Source organism: Pseudomonas kilonensis (assembly GCF_001269885.1).
Taxonomy (GTDB): Bacteria; Pseudomonadota; Gammaproteobacteria; order Pseudomonadales; family Pseudomonadaceae; genus Aquipseudomonas; species Aquipseudomonas kilonensis.
Window position 1 is genome coordinate 157689 of the sequence record NZ_LHVH01000016.1, and the last position, 19805, is coordinate 177493.

General features: G+C 60.8%; 14 protein-coding genes. 11 read left to right on the forward strand and 3 right to left on the reverse strand.

The annotated features are described in order from the left end of the window. The first annotated feature begins 140 nt into the window (after positions 1 to 140). The 3 genes from AD662_RS06590 to AD662_RS06600 all read left to right on the forward strand — a co-directional run bounded on the left by AD662_RS06590 (position 141) and on the right by AD662_RS06600 (position 3777). Complete coding sequence (locus AD662_RS06590) at positions 141 to 2003, forward strand: ATP-binding protein (protein ID WP_053186168.1); 1863 nt, start codon at positions 141 to 143, stop codon at positions 2001 to 2003. Positions 2004 to 2095: 92 nt separating this feature from the next. Beyond that, on the forward strand, positions 2096 to 3328 hold the full coding sequence (locus AD662_RS06595; protein ID WP_053186171.1) for a porin: 1233 nt from the start codon (positions 2096 to 2098) through the stop codon (positions 3326 to 3328). A gap of 11 nt (positions 3329 to 3339) precedes the next feature. Then, on the forward strand, positions 3340 to 3777 hold the full coding sequence (locus tag AD662_RS06600) for a type 2 periplasmic-binding domain-containing protein (protein ID WP_018600611.1): 438 nt from the start codon (positions 3340 to 3342) through the stop codon (positions 3775 to 3777). A 183-nt stretch (positions 3778 to 3960) separates the two neighbouring features. On the opposite strand, the gene AD662_RS06605 is transcribed toward AD662_RS06600, so the two are convergent. Next, on the reverse strand, positions 3961 to 6333 hold the full coding sequence (locus AD662_RS06605; protein WP_018600609.1) for a putative bifunctional diguanylate cyclase/phosphodiesterase: 2373 nt from the start codon (positions 6331 to 6333) through the stop codon (positions 3961 to 3963). Between the two features lie 354 nt (positions 6334 to 6687). Here AD662_RS06605 and AD662_RS06610 point away from each other — a divergent pair, with 354 nt between their 5' ends. Both AD662_RS06610 and AD662_RS06615 read left to right on the forward strand, forming a co-directional pair. Further along, complete coding sequence (locus tag AD662_RS06610) at positions 6688 to 7698, forward strand: response regulator (RefSeq protein ID WP_024616513.1); 1011 nt, start codon at positions 6688 to 6690, stop codon at positions 7696 to 7698. Between the two features lie 3 nt (positions 7699 to 7701). Next, the gene (locus tag AD662_RS06615) at positions 7702 to 8655 is read left to right on the forward strand and encodes a sensor domain-containing diguanylate cyclase (RefSeq protein WP_018600605.1); all 954 of its coding nucleotides are present in this window, start codon (positions 7702 to 7704) and stop codon (positions 8653 to 8655) included. Between the two features lie 125 nt (positions 8656 to 8780). Here AD662_RS06615 and treA read toward each other — a convergent pair whose 3' ends face one another. Next, entirely contained in the window at positions 8781 to 10409 is a 1629-nt protein-coding gene (gene treA, locus AD662_RS06620; RefSeq protein ID WP_053186192.1) for an alpha,alpha-trehalase TreA, read from the reverse strand. 138 nt (positions 10410 to 10547) lie between these two features. Then, positions 10548 to 12104 (reverse strand): carbohydrate porin, encoded by a 1557-nt coding sequence (locus AD662_RS06625; protein WP_033062330.1) that lies wholly within the window; start codon positions 12102 to 12104, stop codon positions 10548 to 10550. 169 nt (positions 12105 to 12273) lie between these two features. Between AD662_RS06625 and AD662_RS06630 the strand changes: the two genes are divergently transcribed. From AD662_RS06630 to AD662_RS06655, 6 genes are all read left to right on the forward strand, one after another. Next, positions 12274 to 13548, forward strand: coding sequence for an ABC transporter substrate-binding protein (locus AD662_RS06630; RefSeq protein WP_018600600.1), 1275 nt, complete (start codon positions 12274 to 12276; stop codon positions 13546 to 13548). Between the two features lie 21 nt (positions 13549 to 13569). Further along, a complete protein-coding gene (locus AD662_RS06635; protein ID WP_053179105.1) occupies positions 13570 to 14535 on the forward strand; it encodes a carbohydrate ABC transporter permease in 966 nt (321 codons plus the stop codon). Further along, a complete protein-coding gene (locus tag AD662_RS06640; protein WP_018600596.1) occupies positions 14532 to 15374 on the forward strand; it encodes a carbohydrate ABC transporter permease in 843 nt (280 codons plus the stop codon). Before AD662_RS06635 ends, AD662_RS06640 begins: the two co-directional genes overlap by 4 nt. A 31-nt stretch (positions 15375 to 15405) precedes the next feature. Further along, complete coding sequence (locus AD662_RS06645) at positions 15406 to 16551, forward strand: ABC transporter ATP-binding protein (RefSeq protein WP_018600594.1); 1146 nt, start codon at positions 15406 to 15408, stop codon at positions 16549 to 16551. Beyond that, positions 16548 to 18050, forward strand: a complete 1503-nt coding sequence (locus AD662_RS06650) for a glycoside hydrolase family 32 protein (RefSeq protein WP_174553534.1) — start codon at positions 16548 to 16550, stop codon at positions 18048 to 18050. The genes AD662_RS06645 and AD662_RS06650 overlap by 4 nt, the downstream gene beginning before the upstream one ends. 75 nt (positions 18051 to 18125) lie before the next feature. Next, on the forward strand, positions 18126 to 19118 hold the full coding sequence (locus tag AD662_RS06655) for a LacI family DNA-binding transcriptional regulator (RefSeq protein ID WP_018600589.1): 993 nt from the start codon (positions 18126 to 18128) through the stop codon (positions 19116 to 19118). Positions 19119 to 19805: the final 687 nt, after the last annotated feature.

Below are 19805 nucleotides of genomic sequence, written 5' to 3' on the forward strand. Positions count from 1 at the left end.
TGGCAGGTACGGTTTGTGGTCTATAGTTCCTAGCAAATCCGAAATATTTTCGCTCGTGCAACCTGGAGCAACATCCTCTCGAGCCGTAAACCGCGTCGGATAACCACCCGCCTTCAATAGTGAAATGCAGGGAGCACACTATGCCGATCCAGCGGCCTGAAACACTGAGGTTGGCCCCTGGCCCTGCCCATCATGCAGAGATGGATGGCGATAGCGAGGCCGGCGTGTTTCGGTTCGGCTTCGACCAGGCCAAGGAAGCCTACATTCTGTTCCCGCTGCTGGCCGCGCTGCTGTTGCTGGTCATCTGGACCGCTACCTTGTACCTGATCAAGGTTGAACACCTTCGCGCGCAGCAGAGCGCCGCGACAGCGAGCCTGGAGATGGGCGCCACCTACGAAGCGCAAATGTTGCGCGCCATTCACGAAATCGATCAAACCCTCAAACTGGTCAAATACACCTACGAAGCTGAAGGTGAGCCCAATCCCCTGCGTCGGCTCCAGGAGCGGGCCTTGTTGCCGCCGGCCTTGGTGTTTGACGTCAGTGTGGTCAACCCGGACGGCAGGCTCGTGGCAAGCACACGGGTCAACGACCGGGAAAATATCGCGGACCCGGATGAGCAGCAAACGCTGCGGCACAGCGATTCACTGTCCATCAGCCACCCGTGGAAAAGCCCAGTCACCGGGGAATGGCGCTTGCGCTTCAGCCGGCGACTCGACGCGGCCGATGGCAGGCTTTCCGGGATCGCCAGGGTCGAGGTCGATGCCGCCTATTTCGTCAGCAGCTACGACGCCTCGAAACTCGGCGACCAGGGTGCGCTCGGGCTCCTTGGCACCGACGGCATCTTCCGTGTAAGGCGCACCGGGGAAACGGTACTGGCCGGCGATACGGTCGATTACAGCGCCGTGGTGCCAGACGCCGAAAACACCGAGGCCGTGCTCTCGGTCAACGGATGGGACGGGGTGCGGCGCTACACCAGTGCCCGTCAGCTCTACGACTTTCCGTTGGCGGTGATTGTCGGCTTGTCCGAGCAAGAGCAACTGGCCGCGGTGAACCAGCAAGCGCGTACCTATCTCTGGCGCGCCGCCGGCGGCAGCCTGGTGCTGGTGTTGTTGGTGAGCCTGCTCGCCCGGATGAGCTGGCAACTGGCGCAAAGCCGTTTGCGCGCCGCCGAAGCCCAGACGCAACTGGCCGCGGCCGCCCGCCAGGCCGGCATGGCCGAAATCGCCACCAACGTCCTGCACAACGTGGGTAACGTGCTCAACAGCGTGAATATCTCCGCCGACCTGGTCACCCGCAAGCTGCGCACCAGCAAGGCCTTGGGGCTCGGCAAGGCGGTGCAGATGATGAACGAACATGCCGAGGACCTCGGCGACTTCATCTCCCACGACGAAAAAGGCAAACTGCTGCCCGGCTACCTGAACCAACTGGTGGACGCGCTTGCGGTCGAGCAACAGAGCATGACCGAGGAACTCGGCCAGCTGAGTAAAAGCGTTGACCACATCAAGGAAATCGTTTCCGCCCAGCAATCGTATGCAGGCCCCTCCAGCCTTGCCGAAACCGTGCAGATAAAGGAACTGATCGAGGATGCCCTGCGCATGAACGCCGGCATCATCGCGGCGCATCGGATAACCGTGGTGCGAAACCTGGCCGAAACACCCTTGCTGCAACTGGACAAGCACCGGGTGCTGCTGATCCTTATCAACCTGATAAAAAACGCCAGCAGAGCCATGAATGACCGGCCGGAGTTCACCCCTCAAATCATCCTTCAGAGTGAGATCCCCCAAGAAGACACCCTGGTCATCAAGGTCATCGACAACGGCGAAGGCATAGCGCCCGAGAACCTGACGCGGATCTTTGCCCATGGCTTTACCACGCGCAAGGATGGCCATGGTTTTGGTCTGCACAGCTGCGTGCTGGCGGCCATGGAGATGGGCGGCTCGCTGGAAGCCCATAGCGATGGCCCGGGAACAGGTGCGACCTTTACGCTCAAATTGGCGATCTAGGCTACGCTTCGGTGCGTGGTAGCGCGCAGTTTCAGCCACCGTTACAAGGAACAGACGAATGGCGATCCATGCAACGAGGTCACGTTGACCCTATGGTGACAAGACCCAATACCCTGGTCCTGGCAGTCGTGACGCTGTATGCCGGCGGCGCCAGCGCCGACGCCGCCGATATGTTCTCGTTAAGCAGCTTCGGCACGGTGGGGATCGTCCATTCCAGCGAAAAAAGAGCCGACTTCACCTCCAGTATCTTCAAACCCAACGGCGCCGGTCATTCACGCAACTGGAGCGCCGACGTCGACAGCCTGATCGGTGCCCAACTGACTGCCACGTTCACCCCGCAGCTGTCGGCCGTGGTACAGGTCATTTCAGAGCAGCGCTACGACAACAGCTACCGCCCCTTTGTCGAGTGGGCCAACATCAAGTACCAGTTCACGCCGGACTTGAACGCCCGCATTGGCCGTACCGTATTGCCGACTTTCCTGGTCTCCGACACTCGAAAAGTGGGCTACACCCTGCCCTGGGTGCGTGCGCCCATGGAGGTCTACAGCCTGATGCCGATTTCCAGCAGCGACGGCATTGATGGCAGCTACCGGTTTCGTGTCGATGAAATCACCAATACCGTGCAGGCGCACTACGGCCAGAACGACACCCGTCAGCCTGACGGCGCCGGCAAGGTACTGACGAGAAATTTCTGGGGGGTCACCAACACCACCGAGTTCGGCGTCCTGACCACGCGCATCTCCTTCATGAAAGCCGACCTGACCCTGGAGCCGTTCAATTCACTCTTCGATACGTTCAGGGAGTTCGGTGCCGAAGGCATCGCCATCGCTGATCGCTACGACTCCGATGACACGCCTGTCGAATTCTTCGGAGTGGGCGCCAGCTATGACCCGGGCGACTGGTTCGTCATGAGCGAATGGGGGCGTCTGGATAGCCGTTCCGGCCTGGGCAGGACCAGTGGCTGGTACATCAGCGGCGGGTACCGCGTTGCAGCGTTCACCCCCTATGTCACCTACGCTCGATCCAGGACCGAAACAGAAGTCTCCAGCCCGGGCTTGACGACATCGGCCTTGCCGCCCGCCCTGGCGGGGGTTGCCGAGCAGCTCAACGGTGCGCTCAACTCTGTCCTGGGCTCAAACGAAGGCCAGCAGACCCTTTCCTTGGGCGTGCGCTGGGACTTCACCAAGAACATGGACGCCAAACTGCAATACGATCACACACGTTTCAAGGGCAACTCGGTCGGTCCGTTGATCAACCCCCAACCGGACTTCACGTCGGGGGGCTCACTCAACGTCATCAGCCTAGCTGTCGATTTTGTATTCTGATGGAGCAGGCCATGGGGTTTGTGAGGCTCATCGGATTCGCCGTAGCGGGGCTCGCCCTGTGCGCAGCCAGCGCTGCCGTCAAGGCCGAGGTGGCCGTGGTCGTCGCCACGTCCAGCCCGGTGAAAGCGCTCGCGCCCAATCAGGTGGCGGATATTTTCCTCGGCAAGACCAGTCGTTTCCCCGACGGCGGACAGGCAATTCCCATTGACCTGACGGAAGATTCGCCGACCCGCGATGAGTTCTACACAACGTTCACCGGCAAGTCCGCCTCCCAGCTCAAGGCGCACTGGTCGAAAATCATCTTTACCGGCAGGGGCCAACCGCCGCAGGCTGTTTCGAACAGCGCGGAGGTCAAGAAGCGTGTTGCAGAGAACCCCGGCACCATTGGCTATATCGATGCTCGGGAGGTGGACGGCAGCGTCAGGGCACTACCGCTTGACCCGCAATAAGCACGTACTGCCGTTCACTTGAGAAAGCAGATGAATCTGTGGCGAGGGGATTTATCCCCGCTGGGCTGCGCAGCAGCCCTAAAATCTGAAATCCCAGTTTGCCTAGTAAATTGAATCGACAGTGTTGGGGCCGCTTCGCGACCCAGCGGGGATAAATCCCCTCGCCACAATGAGTACGGGCCTTTACGTATCGAGATCCGTGTCGGCCGCCTGGGCTTGCAGCAATACCTTGAACTGATCGGCGGGAACCGGTTTGTTGAAGTAAAAGCCCTGGAACTCGTCGCAGGCATTGTCGCGCAGGAAATCGGCCTGCTCCTTGGTTTCCACACCCTGGGCCACCACGGTCAGGCTGAGGGTCCGGCCCATGGCAATAATGGCCTCGGTCAAGGCTTTGTCTTCCGACACGCTGCTGGTATCGCAGATACACGAGCGGTCGATCTTGATGACGTCGAGCGGAAACTGTTCGAGGGCAGAGAGCGAAGAATAGCCAATGCCGAAATCATCGATGGCGATGCGGACCTTCAGGTGCTTGAGCCCGGTCAACACGCTCAACGCTCTCTTGACGTCCTGCATGAGCAGGCTCTCGGCGATTTCCAGCTCCAGCAGACGTGCATCCATACCGGTTTCGGCCAATATCTCAGCCAGGTCCGTGAGCAGGTTCTCATCGGCAAACTGCCGTGCCGTGAGGTTCACGGCGACCCCCAGGTGCGGCAATCCCTGTTGCTGCCAGGCCACGTTTTGCTGGCAGGCGGTCTTGAGCACCCACTTGCCGATCGGCACGATCAAACCGGTCTCTTCGGCGACGGGGATGAATTGCATCGGTGCCACGATACCCAGGTCCGGATGGTTCCAGCGCAGGAGCGCTTCCATGCCGGTAATGCGACCACTGCCAATATCTCGCTTGGCCTGGTAGTGAAGCTGGAACTCGTGGCGCTCCAGCGCGTGGCGCAAGCTCAGCTCCAGCGTCATCCGCTCCAGTGAGTCCGCGTTCAGCTTCGCGGAGTAGAACTGGAAGTTGTTCTTGCCACATTGCTTGGCCTGGTACATCGCGATATCGGCGTTTTTCTTGAGTGTCTGCTCGTCCAGGCCATCCTGTGGGAAGACACTGATGCCGACGCTGGCGGTCACCCGGAACTCCTGGCCCTGAAGGTTGAAAGGCCGGGCAATGGCGCCGAGGATTTTCTGGGCGGTGGTTGCCACGTCCTTGTCATCGGACAGCTCCGGCAGCAGGATCACGAATTCGTCGCCGCCCAATCGGGCCACCGTATCGCTGGTGCGCAGACACGTCTTGAGTCGCAGCGCCACTTCCTTGAGCAATTGATCGCCGGCATCGTGCCCAAGCGTATCGTTGACTTGCTTGAAGCGGTCGAGATCCAGGAACAGCACCGCCAGTTGCCGATGATAACGACTTGCCTCGCCGATGCTCTGGCTCAACAACATGCTGAACAGACTGCGATTGGGCAAAGCCGTAAGGCCGTCGTGATAGGCCAGATACTCGACATTTTCGGCGTAGGCAATTTTCGCTTCGCCAGCGCGCAGACGGCTTTGCACCAGTTGCCAGCTCATCCGGGCGAGCAGCCCCGCCAACAACACCAGCAACAGGCTGCCGCCCGCCGTGCGCCAGAGGTAGGTGTGCGCTTGCCGCGTCACTGTGGCCAATTGTTCTTCTTCGGACAACCCGACGATCACCGCCAGCGGAAAATCGTAGAGTTGACGGGCACTGGTGTAGCGCCGCACACCGTCCGTTCCGTTGATCAAGCGTACGGCGTCAGTGTTTTCGGTGTCCGGCACCACGGCGGCGTAATCGACCTCATCGCCGGCCGATATCGCTTCCCCGCTACGCCGTGCCCGAAAGACGCCGTCGATGCCCAGCAGGCCGAGCAAGCCCTGATTGCCAAGCTTCGAGGTGTCATAACTGCTGACGAAATAGGCCGCATCGACTTCAACCATGGCGATCCCGGCGAATGCGCCAGCCTCCGTGTCAAGCCGCCGGCTGAAACGCAACTTCCACTCCCCCGTCGCCGGGCTTTTCCATGGGCGGCTGATCGACAGTGCCGTGTCACGCCCCACCGTTTGCAGCTCATCCTTGGCGATCCGGTTTCCGACCTCGCTCGACTGGGTGCTGGCCACGACCAGGGCACTGGCATCAACCACGCTGACATCAAACAAGTAAGGCGAAGGCAGCAAGGCACGTGCCTTGAGCTTGGGCAGCGGGTTTGGCTCGCGCTCGGACTCGTAGGTGTACTTGACGAGCTTGAGGGTCTGATCGATTTCACGCACCGCCCGTAGGATCTGCGCTTCGTAGGTGGCGCCGATTTCCAGGCTCGCCTCGGCGATGCCTTGCTGCGCGCGGGCCTGTTCGAGTTCGATCAGGTACAGGGTGCCCGCCCAGATGACCGACAACAGCAGAACGGCCAGCAGCGGGAACAGAATGTAGGCTTCCTGGACCTGGTCGACGCGGCGCCGAAACCGATTGCTCGTCGCATCGGACTGGGCGTTTTCACGAGGGGCGACATCCTGGGCCGACGTCAGTACACTCGCCCGTTGGATCGCCATGGTGTGCTCCCTGCATTGTTCACTGCTGACGGCCTGCGGGTATCCGACGCGGTAACGCTGCGAGGCGTACGTGGTTCCTGGTCGCCGGCACTGAAGGATTCCGAACCTGCAGAAAACTATAGACCACAAACTGCGCCTGCCACTGCCAATCGGCACGCCGACCGTGGCTTTGCGCCGATTGTAATGACGAAGTGCAGTTGACTCCCCTGACTTATTGGTCCAGTTTTTAATACAACAGTGCCCTGCAAGTCTTTCATGCAGGACGCGACGCCTGATAAATCCTGTTCGTTAATCAAAGGGCCCCTGCCAGCCTATGAATGATGTACGTAGGACCTTCCCTACCATTGAACGCCAATGGATGCCCCTGTGCCGTTGATTCCCCTGGTTGTGTGTGACGACTCCAACATGGCGCGCAAACAGGTGTTGCGCGCGCTGCCGACAGACTGGCCGGTTTCGGTCACCGAGGCGGTCAACGGGCGCCAGGCGATGGACGCCATACGCCAAGGCCTGGGGCAAGTGGTGCTGCTCGACCTGACCATGCCGGAGATGGATGGCTACCAGGTGTTGAGCGCCTTGCGCGCCGAGGGCTTGAAGGCGCAAGTCATCGTGATTTCCGGTGACGTCCAGGACGAGGCGGTGCGCCGCGTGCTTGAGCTGGGCGCGCTGGCGTTCCTGAAAAAACCGTTCGACGAAAACGAACTGCGCCAGACACTGGAGCGGCTGGGGCTACTGGCCCAAGCCAGCCAGGTGCCGTTGCAGAATCGCTCGACCACGAACGTGGCCATCAGTTTTCACGATGTGTTCCGCGAGACGGTCAACGTGGCCATCGGCCGGGCAGCGGCCCTGATCGCCAAGGTATTGGGGGTCTTTGTGCAGTTGCCGGTGCCGAACGTGAACATTCTCGAGGTCGGTGAGCTGCATATGGCGTTGAACGACGTTGGCAGCTCCGAGCAACTCACGGCCATCTGCCAGGGTTTTATCGGCAGCGGCATCGCCGGCGAAGCCCTGCTGATATTCCACGACTCGGAGATCGCCGACATCGCGCAACTGATGCAGCGCGAGAGCGCCGATTATTCAGACCTGGAAATGTTGCTGGACCTTTCCAGCGTCTTGATCGGTGCGTGCCTGAGCAGCATTGCCGAACAGATCGATGTGGTGTTTTCCCAGGGTCATCCGCAGATCCTCGGCCAGCACGCGGCCATCGATGACCTGATCCAGGTCAACCGCAAGCACTGGAAAAAGACCCTGGCAGTGGAAATCAGCTACAGCCTGGAAGGGCACGATATTCGCTTCGACCTGTTGCTGCTGTTCACGGAAGACTCCATCGAACGGTTGACCCACAAACTCGCCTACCTGATGAGCTGAGCCATGAACGATCCCATCGATCTGAACGAGTTTCACTGGTTACTGGCCATCGTTCAGAGCATCGACGTCGGTGTCGTGGTGCTCGACCGCGAGTACCGCGTGCAGGTCTGGAACACCTTCATGGAGAATCGCTCCGGGGTGCAGCCCAAGGATGCCCACAATCAGCATTTTTTCAGCCTGTTCCCTGAAGTCGATCGCCAGTGGTTCAGCCGCAAGGTGGAAAGTGTCGCGACCCTGGGCACGCCAGCGTTCACGGTCTGGGAGCAGCGCCCGTACCTGATTCGGTTCAAGAGCTACCAGCCGATCACCGGCCAGGAAGCGTTCATGTACCAGAACACCACGCTGCTGCCGCTGCGCTCGCCTGACAACACCATCAAGCACATCTGCCTGGTGATCTATGACGTCACCGACGTCGCCACCAACCGGCATCAGCTCCAGGCCGCCAACGCGCAGTTGCAGGAACTCTCCAGCACCGATCGGCTGACAGGGCTGTACAACCGCGGGCATTGGGAGGCCAACCTGAAAGCCGCCTACGCCCGGCACCAGCGCTACGGCCATGCGTTGAGCCTGGTGATGCTCGATATCGATCACTTCAAGCGGGTCAACGACACCTACGGTCACCAGGCCGGCGACAAGGTCATCGAGCAAGTCGCCAGGCTGCTGCTCGAACATGCGCGCGACTCCGATGTGGTCGGGCGCTATGGCGGTGAAGAGTTTGGCGTGGTGCTTTCAGATACCGACAGCAGCGGTGCACTCACTTTCGCCGAACGCATGCGACACTCCGTGGAGGCGCTGGAGGTGGTGTACAACGACCAAACCATCCGTTTCACCATCAGCCTGGGCGTGGCCGACCTGAGCCAACCCTCGAACGACCACGCCGACCTGATCGCCAGGGCGGACCAGGCGCTGTATACGTCGAAGAAGACCGGGCGCAATCGGGTGACGGTGCATGAATAGCGAGCCCATACACATCCCCTGTGGGAGCGAGCCTGCTCGCGATGGCGGTGTGTCAGCCACCCTCAATGTTGCTGAACCACCGCTTTCGCGAGCAGGCTCGCTCCCACAGGGAATGTGTGTGGCATTCACTCACTCATAAGGCTTGACGACGTTTCAGCATATTTACCCAGCAGCTTTAGCGTCACCCCATTTGTCCAGCCGAAGCCGTCCTGCAGTTCATATTCGCCGCCTCCCCCGCCGTCTCCGCGCCCGGACAGATCGTATTTCTCCACCAGCTTGTTTTCCTTGCGGTAAAGGTTCTCGACCTGCTGCAAGAAGCGGCTGCCAATTTGCTGCGCCAGGCCGGTGTGCCGGTATCGGTCCAGCCCCTCCACCGCCACCCACTGCAACGGTGCCCAGCCATTGGGCTCGTCCCACTGCTGGCCATTACTGACCTGGGTGGTGGCGATGCCGCCGGGGCGCAACAGGCCGTCACGTACCGCATCGGCAGTGCGATTGGCATGCTCGACAGACGCCAGCCCCGTATACAGCGGGAAAAGCGTCGCGGCCGTAAGCTGCTGGCGTGGCTGATTGCGTTGCCAGTCATAGTCCACGTAGAAACCTTTGTCGGCATTCCACAAGTGCTTCTCGATGGCACGCTGGCGCAGTTCGGCGCGCCGGCCGTAAGCCTGGACGCAGGGGCTGTTCTGCACCGTCTCGCAGGCTTTGGCGATGGTGTTTTCCAGATGATAGATCAGGCTATTCAGATCCACGGGCACGATGGCCGTGGTGCGAATACTCGCCAGGTTCTGGCCATCGTCCAACCAGCGCGAGCTGAAGTCCCAGCCACTTTCGGCGCCAGCGCGCAGGTCTCGCCAGACCTCTTCCCTGGCCCGCTCCGGCGCCTGCTCGGCAGTGCGGACATCTTGCAACCACGATTCCTGTCGAGGCGTCGGGTTGGCATCCCAATAGCGGTTGAGCACACTGCCATCGGCAAGCTTGACCACGTGCCGCTCAGCCGCACCGGGCTTGAGTGACTGGGCGCCCTCCATCCAATAGGCATACTCCTTCTGCAACTGCGTCAGGTATCGTCCATAGGCCTGGTCGCCCTCGATACGCGCCTGTAACTCCACCATGTAAGCAAAAAATGGCGGCTGCGACCGGCTCAAGTAGTAGGTGCGATTGCCGTTGGGAATGTGGCCGTAGGTGTCGATCATGTAGGCAAAGTTGTCGGTCATCTGCCGGACCTGAGCCTTATCGCCGCTCTGCTCAAGCCCCAGCATGGTGAAATACGAATCCCAGTAATACATCTCGCGAAAACGTCCGCCAGGCACCACATAGGGCTGCGGCAGGGGCAACAAGCTGCTGTAGGCCGGCACCTGGCTGTAGGATCGACTCAGTACCGGCCAAAGGCTGTCGATGTGTGCCTCGATCGGAGCGCCGGGCTTGGGTGCCGGGCTTTCGGCTTCGCCGGATTCGATGAAATTGTCTTTCACGAAGGCCTTGATATCGAAGCCATCGCGGTTACGTCGGGCCAGGTAATCGGCGCGGATCTGCGCTGGATCACGGTTGGGCAGTGCGTCCACGAAATGCTTCTGGTCAGTGAACACCTGCTCGCGTTGCACCGCTTCAAAGAGTTCGGGATAGGCTTGGTCGGGGGGGAGATTGGCTCGTGCCTGGGCGTCGGCATAGCCCCATGTAGCGGGCGGTTGGCTTGAACAGGCCACGCACAGCAGCGCGGTAAAGGATAGGCTGGTGAAGTACATAGGTCGCATCGGCGGCTCCATCATGTTGTCGTTCCTGACAAACGAGTGACCTGCCCGGATGGACCTGGGTTCATTAAATGCGCTTCGATAGCCCCAGCTCCTGTGGGAGCGAGCTTGCTCGCTCCCACAGGCTTCAACTGGCCGGCATCAGAACCAGGTTTCCATCTGGATGCCGTACTGCCAGGTACCGCCGGCGTTGAAGTCAGTCTTGCCGAAGGAGTCGGTGGTGCTGTACCGGTCCAGGTCCGAAGACCAGTTCATGACACTGGCGAACAGGCGCAGCTCAGGACGCGTAAGCAGATCGCCCAGGTCAGGCTTGAAGGTCGGGGCGACCGTGAACTTCCAGAAGTTGCCGTCGACCGCATTGCGTTGCATGTAACCCTTGGGGTCGAGCTGCATGGTTTGCCAGCTCATCTCGTAGGCCATCTCGAAATTGCTGTTGATTTCGTTGGCCAACCGCACGTTGAGGGTCATCCAACGGTAATCGTCGCCCTTGACGTAGCGGTCCTTGCTTTGCTCAGCCAGCAGGCTCGGGCCGATGCGCCAGTCGGACGCTATAGGTGTCTCGCCGTAGAGCGCCAGACGCAGGGCACGGGCATCGTCGATCAATTCGCCATCGGCACCGACGTTCTTGACCTCCGCCCCCAATCCCTGGCCATAGAGCAGCGCCGTCTTGAAGAAGCCTTCGCGGCCGAAAAAGTTTTTCTGGTGATTGGCAACCATACTGTGCAAGCCGGAATCGGCCGGCGCCAGCCCCGCTTCGTTGGTGCGGGTAGCAAAGTCGTTTTTCTTCGAGCCGATGGCGTTGAACATCCACTGCCACTGGCCATTGTCGAAAAACTGGTTGGAGGTCAGGATGTAGCTTTCCACATCGGCATTGACGCCGCCCTCACTGAAATCACCGTAGTTGCGACCGATCAACGAGTAGTTCGAGCGCCAGTTCTTGTTCATCTGTATATCGTAGATACCGCCACCGGTGCCAGCCAGATAGACAACGTCGGAGTCGAGCCAGTGGATGTCGAAATTGTCCCTGTCGAAGCGCTTGCCAGCCCACAGGGTGGAGTTTTCGAACATCGAGTTGCCCTTGAATGCCGCCAGGTGATCGAGTTCGGTAAACACCTGGCGCACGTTCAGGTTGCTTTCATCGGCGGTCCAGTCGTTGGAGCTCTCCACACCATCGGCGATGGAAACCGTGAACTTGGAGCGGGTACCGTTCTGCGCGTATTGCTCTTTCGACAGGTCGATACGCATGTAGGTATCGTCCTCGTTACCGAGTCGCCCGACAGCGCCACCGACAGAACCGGCCGGAGTGGTGTACGGACCGCCACGACCACCGCCCAACCCATCATTGATCAGCAACCCGGAGCGGGCGTAGCCCTTGAAGCTGAAACCGTCGGTAAGGTGCGCACCACTGCCCTGCTTCTCTGTGCTTTGCTGGCTGGCTTCGAGTTTGGCCAGGCGAGCGTCGAGCGTGGGGACCGTAGCGGCGGACGCCACCGGTTGCACGGCGGGCGTGGCGAGTTTGAGTTGCTGTAATTCCCTGGCGAGTGCCTGGGTTTGCTGTTCGGCGGCGGCGGCACGCTTTTCCGCTGCACTGGCACGGGCCTCGAACGCGGCCATGCGCTCTTCCAGAGTCGCGGCCTGTGAAGTGGTCGCCGAGGCGCCGAGCACACCTACGAGTAGCCAGCTTGATGCTTTCTGCATGTGGTTTTTCCCTGTTTTGTTTTTATTGTTCTGTTGCCGCGACCGGCCTTTTTGCCCAGGTTCTGAATTGTCAGACCCAAGGAAAAAAAGGATGCCTCATCGCAAATACACTGCTACATTTGGCGATGTTAACGTTAACTTTTCTAAAAACAAAAATAAAGAGGGCTTTATGAAACAGCTCAAATCGATCCTTCCAGCGGCACTGCTCGGCCTGTGCGTCGGGTTTCCATCCCTCTCCACAGCCGCCAGCCTGACGATTTCCTGCGGTGCCGTGGGTGCTGAATTGCAACTGTGCAAGGAGGCCGTCGAGGCGTGGTCGAAGCAGACCGGCAACAGCGTCGAAGTGGTTTCCACCCCTAACTCGGCAACCGAACGGTTGTCGTTCTACCAACAGATCCTCAGTGCGCAATCCAGCGACATCGACATCATCCAGATCGACATGGTGTGGCCGGGAATGCTTGCCAAACACTTGATGGACCTGCGCGAGGTGCTTCCTGCCAACGCTACCCAAGGTTACTTCCAGGCCCAGGTGGACAACGCCACGGTGAACGGGCGCCTGGTGACCATGCCGTGGTTCACCGACTCGGGGCTGCTGTATTACCGCAAGGACTTGCTCGAGAAGTACAACAAGCCCGTGCCCCAGACCTGGGAAGAAATGACGGCTACCGCCAAGACTGTCCAGCAAGCCGAGCGTGATGCTGGGAACGCCAATGCCTGGGGCTATGTATTCCAAGGGCGCGCCTACGAAGGCCTGACGTGTAACGCACTGGAGTGGATCAGCAGCCAGCCGCAAGGCGGGCTGGTCAATCCGCAAGGCGACATCGTGGTCAACAGCCAGGCCTCAAGGGCCGCATTGACCTTGGCCAAAAGCTGGGTGGGAGACATTTCCCCGCGTGGCGTACTCAACTACACCGAGGAAGAAGGACGCGGCGTCTTCCAGTCGGGCAATGCGCTGTTCATGCGTAACTGGCCTTATGTCTGGGCCCTGGTGCAAAGCCAGGACAGCGTCGTGAAGGACAAGGTCGGCGTCGCGCCCCTGCCCCGTGGCGGCGAGACGGGCACCCATGCGTCCACCCTCGGCGGCTGGGGCCTGGCGGTGTCGCGCTACAGCGCCAACCCCAAGCTCGCCGCAGAGCTGGTGAGCTACCTGAGCAGCGCCCAACAGCAGAAACACCGCGCCTTGGTTGGCGCCTACAACCCGGTGATCGAGTCGTTGTACCAGGATCCCGAGTTGCTCGCGGCCATGCCTTACTACAGTCAACTGCGCAGCATCCTCAATGATGGGGTCATGCGCCCTGCTTCAATCACCGCCGACCGCTATCCACGGGTCTCCAATGCGTTCTTCGATCAAGTGCACGGCGTGCTGGCGGGCGAACGGCCGGTCGATCAAGCGCTGGCCGAACTGGAAAGCGAACTTACGCGCATCAAACGCCGGAACTGGTAAGCCACAAGGAAGGAAAACACCATGTCTGTCTCCACTACACTCGCCCCCGGCGACGACGAGCACCTGCTCACTCGGGAAACGCCGGTACAACGCCGTCGCGTTCGCGCCGCCTGGCTGTTCCTGAGCCCGATGTTGCTGTGCCTGGCCCTGGTGGCGGCCTGGCCGCTGCTGCGCACATTCTGGTTCAGCCTGACCGACGCCAGCCTGGCCGACACGGGCGATGCCAGCTTTGTCGGCTTGAGCAATTATCTGTTTCACAGCAGTGCTGGCTGGTCGGGCATCCTGGTCGACCCACAGTGGTGGAATGCGGTGCGCAACACCTTGCATTTCACCGTGGTGTCAGTGGGATTGGAAATCGTACTGGGGCTGCTGGTGGCGTTGCTGCTGAACGTCAAGTTCACCGGACGCGCCCTGGTGCGGGCGTTGATCCTGATCCCCTGGGCGATCCCGACCATCGTCTCGGCGAAAATCTGGTCATGGATGCTCAACGACCAGTTCGGCATCATCAATCACATAATGCTCGGCCTCGGCCTGATCGATGCGCCCCTGGCCTGGACAGCCGACGCCGACCTGTCGATGTGGGCAGTGATCGTCGTCGACGTCTGGAAGACCGTGCCCTTCGTCACGCTGCTGATGCTGGCGGCCTTGCAGATGTTGCCCAGCGACTGCTACGAAGCCGCCAGGGTCGATGGCATTCACCCGGTGAAAGTGTTCTGGTGGGTCACCCTGCCGCTGCTGATGCCAGCATTGCTGGTGGCGGCGATCTTTCGCATCCTCGATTCCTTGCGAGTGTTCGACGTCATCTATGTGTTGACCTCGAACTCATCGAGCACCATGAGCATGTCGGTCTATGCCCGCCAGCACCTTGTGGAATTCCAGGACGTCGGTTACGGCAGCGCCGCTTCGACCTTGCTGTTCCTGGTCGTGGCGGTCATCGCCATGGCGTACCTGTACCTCGGACGCCGTCAACTGGAGGTTCGCTCATGAGCCCGCGCCTGCTGAAAAAAACCCTGCTGCGCGCCGGGTTCTGGTGCCTGATCGGGATCTTGCTGCTGTATGCGGTCTTCCCGTTCTACTACGCCATCGTGACGTCGCTGAAGCCGTCCAGCGCCTTGTTCCAGGTGAGCTACTGGATCGACAACCCCGACTTCTCCAACTATGCCGCCGTGCTGAGCCAGGCCTCGTTCCTGCGGGCCATCGGCAACTCGCTGGTGGTTGCGCTGAGCGTGGTCGCGCTGGCGTTGTTCCTCAGCCTGACCGCCGCCTATGCCCTGGGCCGCGTGAAGTTTCGCGGACGCGGCGTGGTGTTGATGATGGTCCTGGGCGTCTCGATGTTTCCACAAGTCGCAGTGCTGTCGGGATTGTTCGAAGTGATCCGTGCCCTGGGCCTGTACAACACGTCCTGGGCGTTGATCCTGAGCTACACGATTTTCACCCTGCCCTTCACCGTCTGGGTACTGACCACCTTCATGGGGCAACTGCCTCATGAGCTGGAAGAGGCCGCCATCATGGACGGTGCGTCACCCTGGGTCACGCTGACCCGCGTGCTGTTGCCGCTGCTCTGGCCGGCACTGGTCACCACGGGGCTTTTGGCCTTCATCGCCGCCTGGAACGAGTTCCTGTTTGCCCTGACCTTCACCCTGACCGACTCGCAACGCACGGTCCCGGTCGCCATCGCGCTGATTTCCGGCGGCAGCCCCCATGAATTGCCTTGGGGCTTGTTGATGGCGGCGTCGGTGCTGGTCACGGTTCCATTGGTGATTCTGGTGCTGGTCTTCCAGCGCCGCATCGTTTCCGGCCTCACTGCCGGCGCGTTAAAGGGTTGAGGCCCAACACAGATAAGAAAGGAACAGCATCGTGATCAAGTTGAAGCTGGACAACGTGAACAAACAATTGGGCGGCGCACGCATTCTTCGCGACGTCAGCCTGGAAATCTCGGCAGGTGAATTCGTGGTTTTCGTCGGCCCTTCGGGCTGCGGAAAGTCGACCTTGCTGCGGCTGATCGCCGGACTGGATTCGATCTGTGACGGCGACCTGCTGATCGACGGACGCCGGGTCAATGACCTGGAGCCGCGCGAGCGTGGCGTCGGCATGGTGTTCCAGTCCTATGCGCTGTACCCGCACATGAGCGTCTACGACAACATCAGCTTTGGCCTCAAACTGGCCAAGACCGAAAAGACCACCCTGCGCGAGCGAGTGCTGAAAACCGCGCAGATCCTGCAGTTGGACAAACTGCTGCAACGCAAGCCACGGGAACTGTCGGGTGGACAGCGCCAGCGCGTGGCCATGGGCCGGGCCATGGCGCGGGAACCGGACATTCTGTTGTTCGACGAGCCGCTGTCCAACCTCGACGCCTCCCTGCGCGTGCAGATGCGCAACGAAATCGCTCGGCTGCATGGGCGCCTGGGCTCGACCATGATCTACGTGACCCACGACCAGGTTGAAGCGATGACCCTGGCGGACAAGATTGTCGTGCTCAATGGCGGGCGCATCGAACAGGTCGGCTCGCCACGCGAACTCTACGAGCACCCGGCCAGCCGCTTTGTCGCCGGTTTCCTCGGTTCGCCCAAGATGAACTTTCTGCCGGCGCGCCTGCACACCCCAGGTGAAACCAGCCAGATCGACAGCCCTTTATTGGGCATGACGCCCCTTCCTTTCGACAGCGCCCACCTGGCCGCGAACAGTCCGCTGACCTTGGGGATTCGCCCGGAACACGTGTCGCTCAAAGCGGCGCAAGGCAGCGCTGGGGTCGTCGTGGTCGGGGTCGAATACCTGGGCAGCGAAACCTACGTGCACCTGGAGTCAGGCGAGGATGAACCGTTGATCTGTCGCTGCGAAGTCAACGCCGGATGGCGAGTGGGCGATCGGGTTGAACTGCAACTGGCGTTCGGCAGCGTGCATCTGTTCGACGCAGATGGCACGGCCTTGAGACGCCACCCTGCTGTTATTGAAGTCCTCCCGGAGGACGTCCCACAGCGCTCGCCAAAAGCAGGCGCCCTATGACTGTGTCTGTAAATGCCATGAACGCCCCCATGCCCTCCCCCCTTGAACATGCGCAGCAGGCGCTGAGTGAAGGTCAGTCTCGTCTCATCGACGATTATCGCCCTGACTATCATCTGGCGCCTGTCGCGGGCTGGATGAACGACCCTAACGGGGTGGTGTTTTTCCGTGGTGAATATCACGTGTTCTACCAACACCACCCTTTCGATGCCAAATGGGGCCCCATGTATTGGGGCCACGCCAAGAGCGCCGACCTGGTCCATTGGCAGCATCTGCCCCTTGCCCTGGCGCCAGGCGATGACTTTGACCGCCACGGCTGTTTTTCCGGTAGCGCGGTGGTGTGTGGCGACACCCTGGCGCTGATCTACACCGGGCACACCTGGCTGGGAGAAGTGGGTGACGAGCGCTTTATCCGCCAGGTCCAGTGCCTGGCCACCAGTGACGACGGCATCCGGTTCGTCAAGCATGGCGCCGTCATCGAAGACGCGCCGCAAGAAACGATCATGCACTTTCGCGACCCGAAGGTCTGGCAGGAGGACGGCCATTGGTACCTGATTGCCGGCGCGCGCCTGGGCGACAAACCGCTGCTGCCGCTGTACCGCTCCACCGACCTGCACACCTGGGAGTTCCTCGACTACGTGTCCAGCGGTAATGAGGGCGATGGCTACATGTGGGAATGCCCGGACCTGTTTCGCCTCAACGGGCGTGACGTGCTGCTGTACTCCCCCCAGGGCATGCAACCCGAAGGTTACGAACGGCTCAACAAGTACCAGACCGGTTATCGCATTGGCCGGCTCGACAACGAATGGCACTTCACCGGCGGGCCGTTCATCGAACTGGATAACGGTCACGATTTCTATGCCGCGCAAACGTTGGAGGCCGCCGATGGTCGGCGCCTGGTATGGGCTTGGCTGGACATGTGGGAAAGCCCGATGCCGAGCCAGGCCCATCACTGGTGCGGCATGCTCGGCTTGCCCCGCGAGCTTGAACTGCAGGGCGATCGCCTTGGCGTGTTTCCGGCACGGGAACTGACCGCGCTGCGCCAGGCGCCGCTGCCGAGCATCGCGCCGTGGGGCGAGTCGGGCAGCCGCTGGGTGCCGCAGGTGCAGGGCGACAGGCTGGAGATCCATGTGCATCTGGATCTGCTCGGCTGCACCGAAGGCCACCTGGGCATTGCCTTGCGCTGCAGTGCCGATGAGCAGGAGCAAACCCTGCTCTATTACGACGCGTCACTGCAACGCCTGGTACTCGATCGCAGCCGCTCGGGTGCGCAAGTGAGCGGTCAGCGCAGCGTGTCGATCGAGCCGACGCAAACGCAACTGCACCTGCGGGTATTTCTCGATCGCTCGTCCATCGAGGTGTTTGAGGAAAACGGCCGCTTCAGCTTCAGCAGCCGCCTCTATCCGCGGCCCGACAGCCTCGGGGTGAAACTGTTGGCAAACGGCACTGGCGGGCGCGTCGCCATCCCCAAGGCGTGGCCGCTGGACTCGGGCTGGCTGTGAGTACCGCCATTGGAGTCGCGAGAAGCCCAGGGCCTGTGTCATGATTCTGCGTCAACCTGACTGGCCGCACTTCGCATGACTTCAGTGAAAGACGTTGCACAGCTGGCCGGCGTATCCCTGATGACGGTTTCGCGCGCGCTCAACACGCCGGAAAAACTGAGCCCCGAAACCCTTCAGCGGGTACGTCGCGCCATTGAGGAACTGCAATTCGTACCGAGCCTGTCGGCGCGCAGGATGCGCGGCGACAACCTGCAGGCGCGCACCATCGGTGTGTTCGCACTGGACACCGCGACCACACCGTTCGCCGTCGAGTTGCTGCTGTCCATCGAACAGACCGCGCAGCAGGCAGGCTGGAACGTCTTCATCCTCAACCTGTTGAGCAACCCGCCCACCGACCAGAACATCGACCTGATGCTGTCGCACCGCCCCGACGGGTTGATTTTCAGTGCCATGGGATTGCGCCAGGTGAGCATTCCCGAGCGACTCAAGAGCAAACCGCTGGTGCTCGCCAATTGCCTGGCCGATGACAGCCACCTGGTCAGTTATGTGCCGGATGATGAAGCCGGGCAGCATCGAGCCATGCAGCATGCGTTGAGCCAAGGCTATCGGCGCCCGCTGTGTATCAATTTACCGAGGAAGAGTCTTGCCTGGGGTCTGCGCCAGCAAGGCTTGCAACGCGCCTGTCAAGCCGTCGGGCTGGCACCTGAAGCACTCCTGCAATACGACCTTTCCGATCACGACGCCTATGGTGAAACCGCCGCCATTCTCGACCGGCACATCGTTGACGGCCGTCCGCAATTCGACGTCCTGGTCTGCGGCAACGACCGCATCGCCTTCTGCGCCTATCAGTTGTTGCTGGGTCGCGGCCTGAAAATTCCCGGCGATGTCGCGGTGCTCGGCTATGACAACATGATCGGCATCGCCGAACTGTTCGTCCCGCCACTGACCACCGTACAACTGCCGTACTACGAGATCGGTCGCCAGGCGGCCCGGCACCTGATCGAGAACCTCGAGGTATCGGGCGCCCAGCCGGTGGATTGCCCGCTGGTGGTCAGGGCGTCGCTATAAGACCGCCGACAAACCCGTGGCGAGGGAGTCGCCGACGCTGCGCTGTCGCGCAGCAAACAATTATTCGGCCTCAGATAGGAGGTGCGCGCAGGACAGAGGCCGCAGTTATCACTGGCGTGTTCGCACCCGAGAGGGAGAGCGGCCCACACGGTATCGGCGTGGAGTCGTTGTTGGCATAGCATGCTGTGACCACGTATAGGAGAGTGAACCCTTTCGCCACTGTGTAGCCTGCGCCTTGGAATCTATTTAGAAGATCAGATACCTGAGTTTTTGAATAGGAGCTTGCGCACGAAGTCAGTCTGACAGTTGGCCAGGATTATGGCCGAGTACATATCCATCGCTGCGGTAACGGCCACTTAGGGTTCCGCCCTGACGGCGGCTCACTTTTGAGAAGCCCGGGAGCCGGCCCAGTCAAAAGTAAGCAAAACGCTTTTGCCCCACCACTCGGCACCTCGCCTAGGCTCGGTGTGCCCTCACTCCGGCATTGCTCCGTGGGCCGCCGCGAAGGGCCATCCATGGCCCAGCGCGGCTAACCCGGCATCCATGCCGGGTTGCCCACTACGCAATGCCTGCGTTCGGCCATCGTAGTTAACGGGGCGCCGAGATCAACGTCCGTCGCGAGGCGGCCTCATAGCCGACCTGGCTCTTCCGGTCGTACTCCGGTCCAATTGTGGGAGCGAGCCTGCT

What these genes read in the sequence shown, in the direction of transcription:
- AD662_RS06630 (WP_018600600.1), top strand. Translation starts at nt 12,274, where the DNA reads ATGAAACAGCTCAAATCGATCCTTCCAGCGGCACTGCTCGGCCTGTGC.
- AD662_RS06655 (WP_018600589.1), top strand. Translation starts at nt 18,126, where the DNA reads ATGACTTCAGTGAAAGACGTTGCACAGCTGGCCGGCGTATCCCTGATG.
- treA (WP_053186192.1), bottom strand. Translation starts at nt 10,409, where the DNA reads ATGCGACCTATGTACTTCACCAGCCTATCCTTTACCGCGCTGCTGTGC.
- AD662_RS06595 (WP_053186171.1), top strand. Translation starts at nt 2,096, where the DNA reads ATGGTGACAAGACCCAATACCCTGGTCCTGGCAGTCGTGACGCTGTAT.
- AD662_RS06650 (WP_174553534.1), top strand. Translation starts at nt 16,548, where the DNA reads ATGACTGTGTCTGTAAATGCCATGAACGCCCCCATGCCCTCCCCCCTT.
- AD662_RS06635 (WP_053179105.1), top strand. Translation starts at nt 13,570, where the DNA reads ATGTCTGTCTCCACTACACTCGCCCCCGGCGACGACGAGCACCTGCTC.
- AD662_RS06605 (WP_018600609.1), bottom strand. Translation starts at nt 6,333, where the DNA reads ATGGCGATCCAACGGGCGAGTGTACTGACGTCGGCCCAGGATGTCGCC.
- AD662_RS06615 (WP_018600605.1), top strand. Translation starts at nt 7,702, where the DNA reads ATGAACGATCCCATCGATCTGAACGAGTTTCACTGGTTACTGGCCATC.
- AD662_RS06625 (WP_033062330.1), bottom strand. Translation starts at nt 12,104, where the DNA reads ATGCAGAAAGCATCAAGCTGGCTACTCGTAGGTGTGCTCGGCGCCTCG.
- AD662_RS06600 (WP_018600611.1), top strand. Translation starts at nt 3,340, where the DNA reads ATGGGGTTTGTGAGGCTCATCGGATTCGCCGTAGCGGGGCTCGCCCTG.
- AD662_RS06610 (WP_024616513.1), top strand. Translation starts at nt 6,688, where the DNA reads ATGGATGCCCCTGTGCCGTTGATTCCCCTGGTTGTGTGTGACGACTCC.
- AD662_RS06640 (WP_018600596.1), top strand. Translation starts at nt 14,532, where the DNA reads ATGAGCCCGCGCCTGCTGAAAAAAACCCTGCTGCGCGCCGGGTTCTGG.
- AD662_RS06590 (WP_053186168.1), top strand. Translation starts at nt 141, where the DNA reads ATGCCGATCCAGCGGCCTGAAACACTGAGGTTGGCCCCTGGCCCTGCC.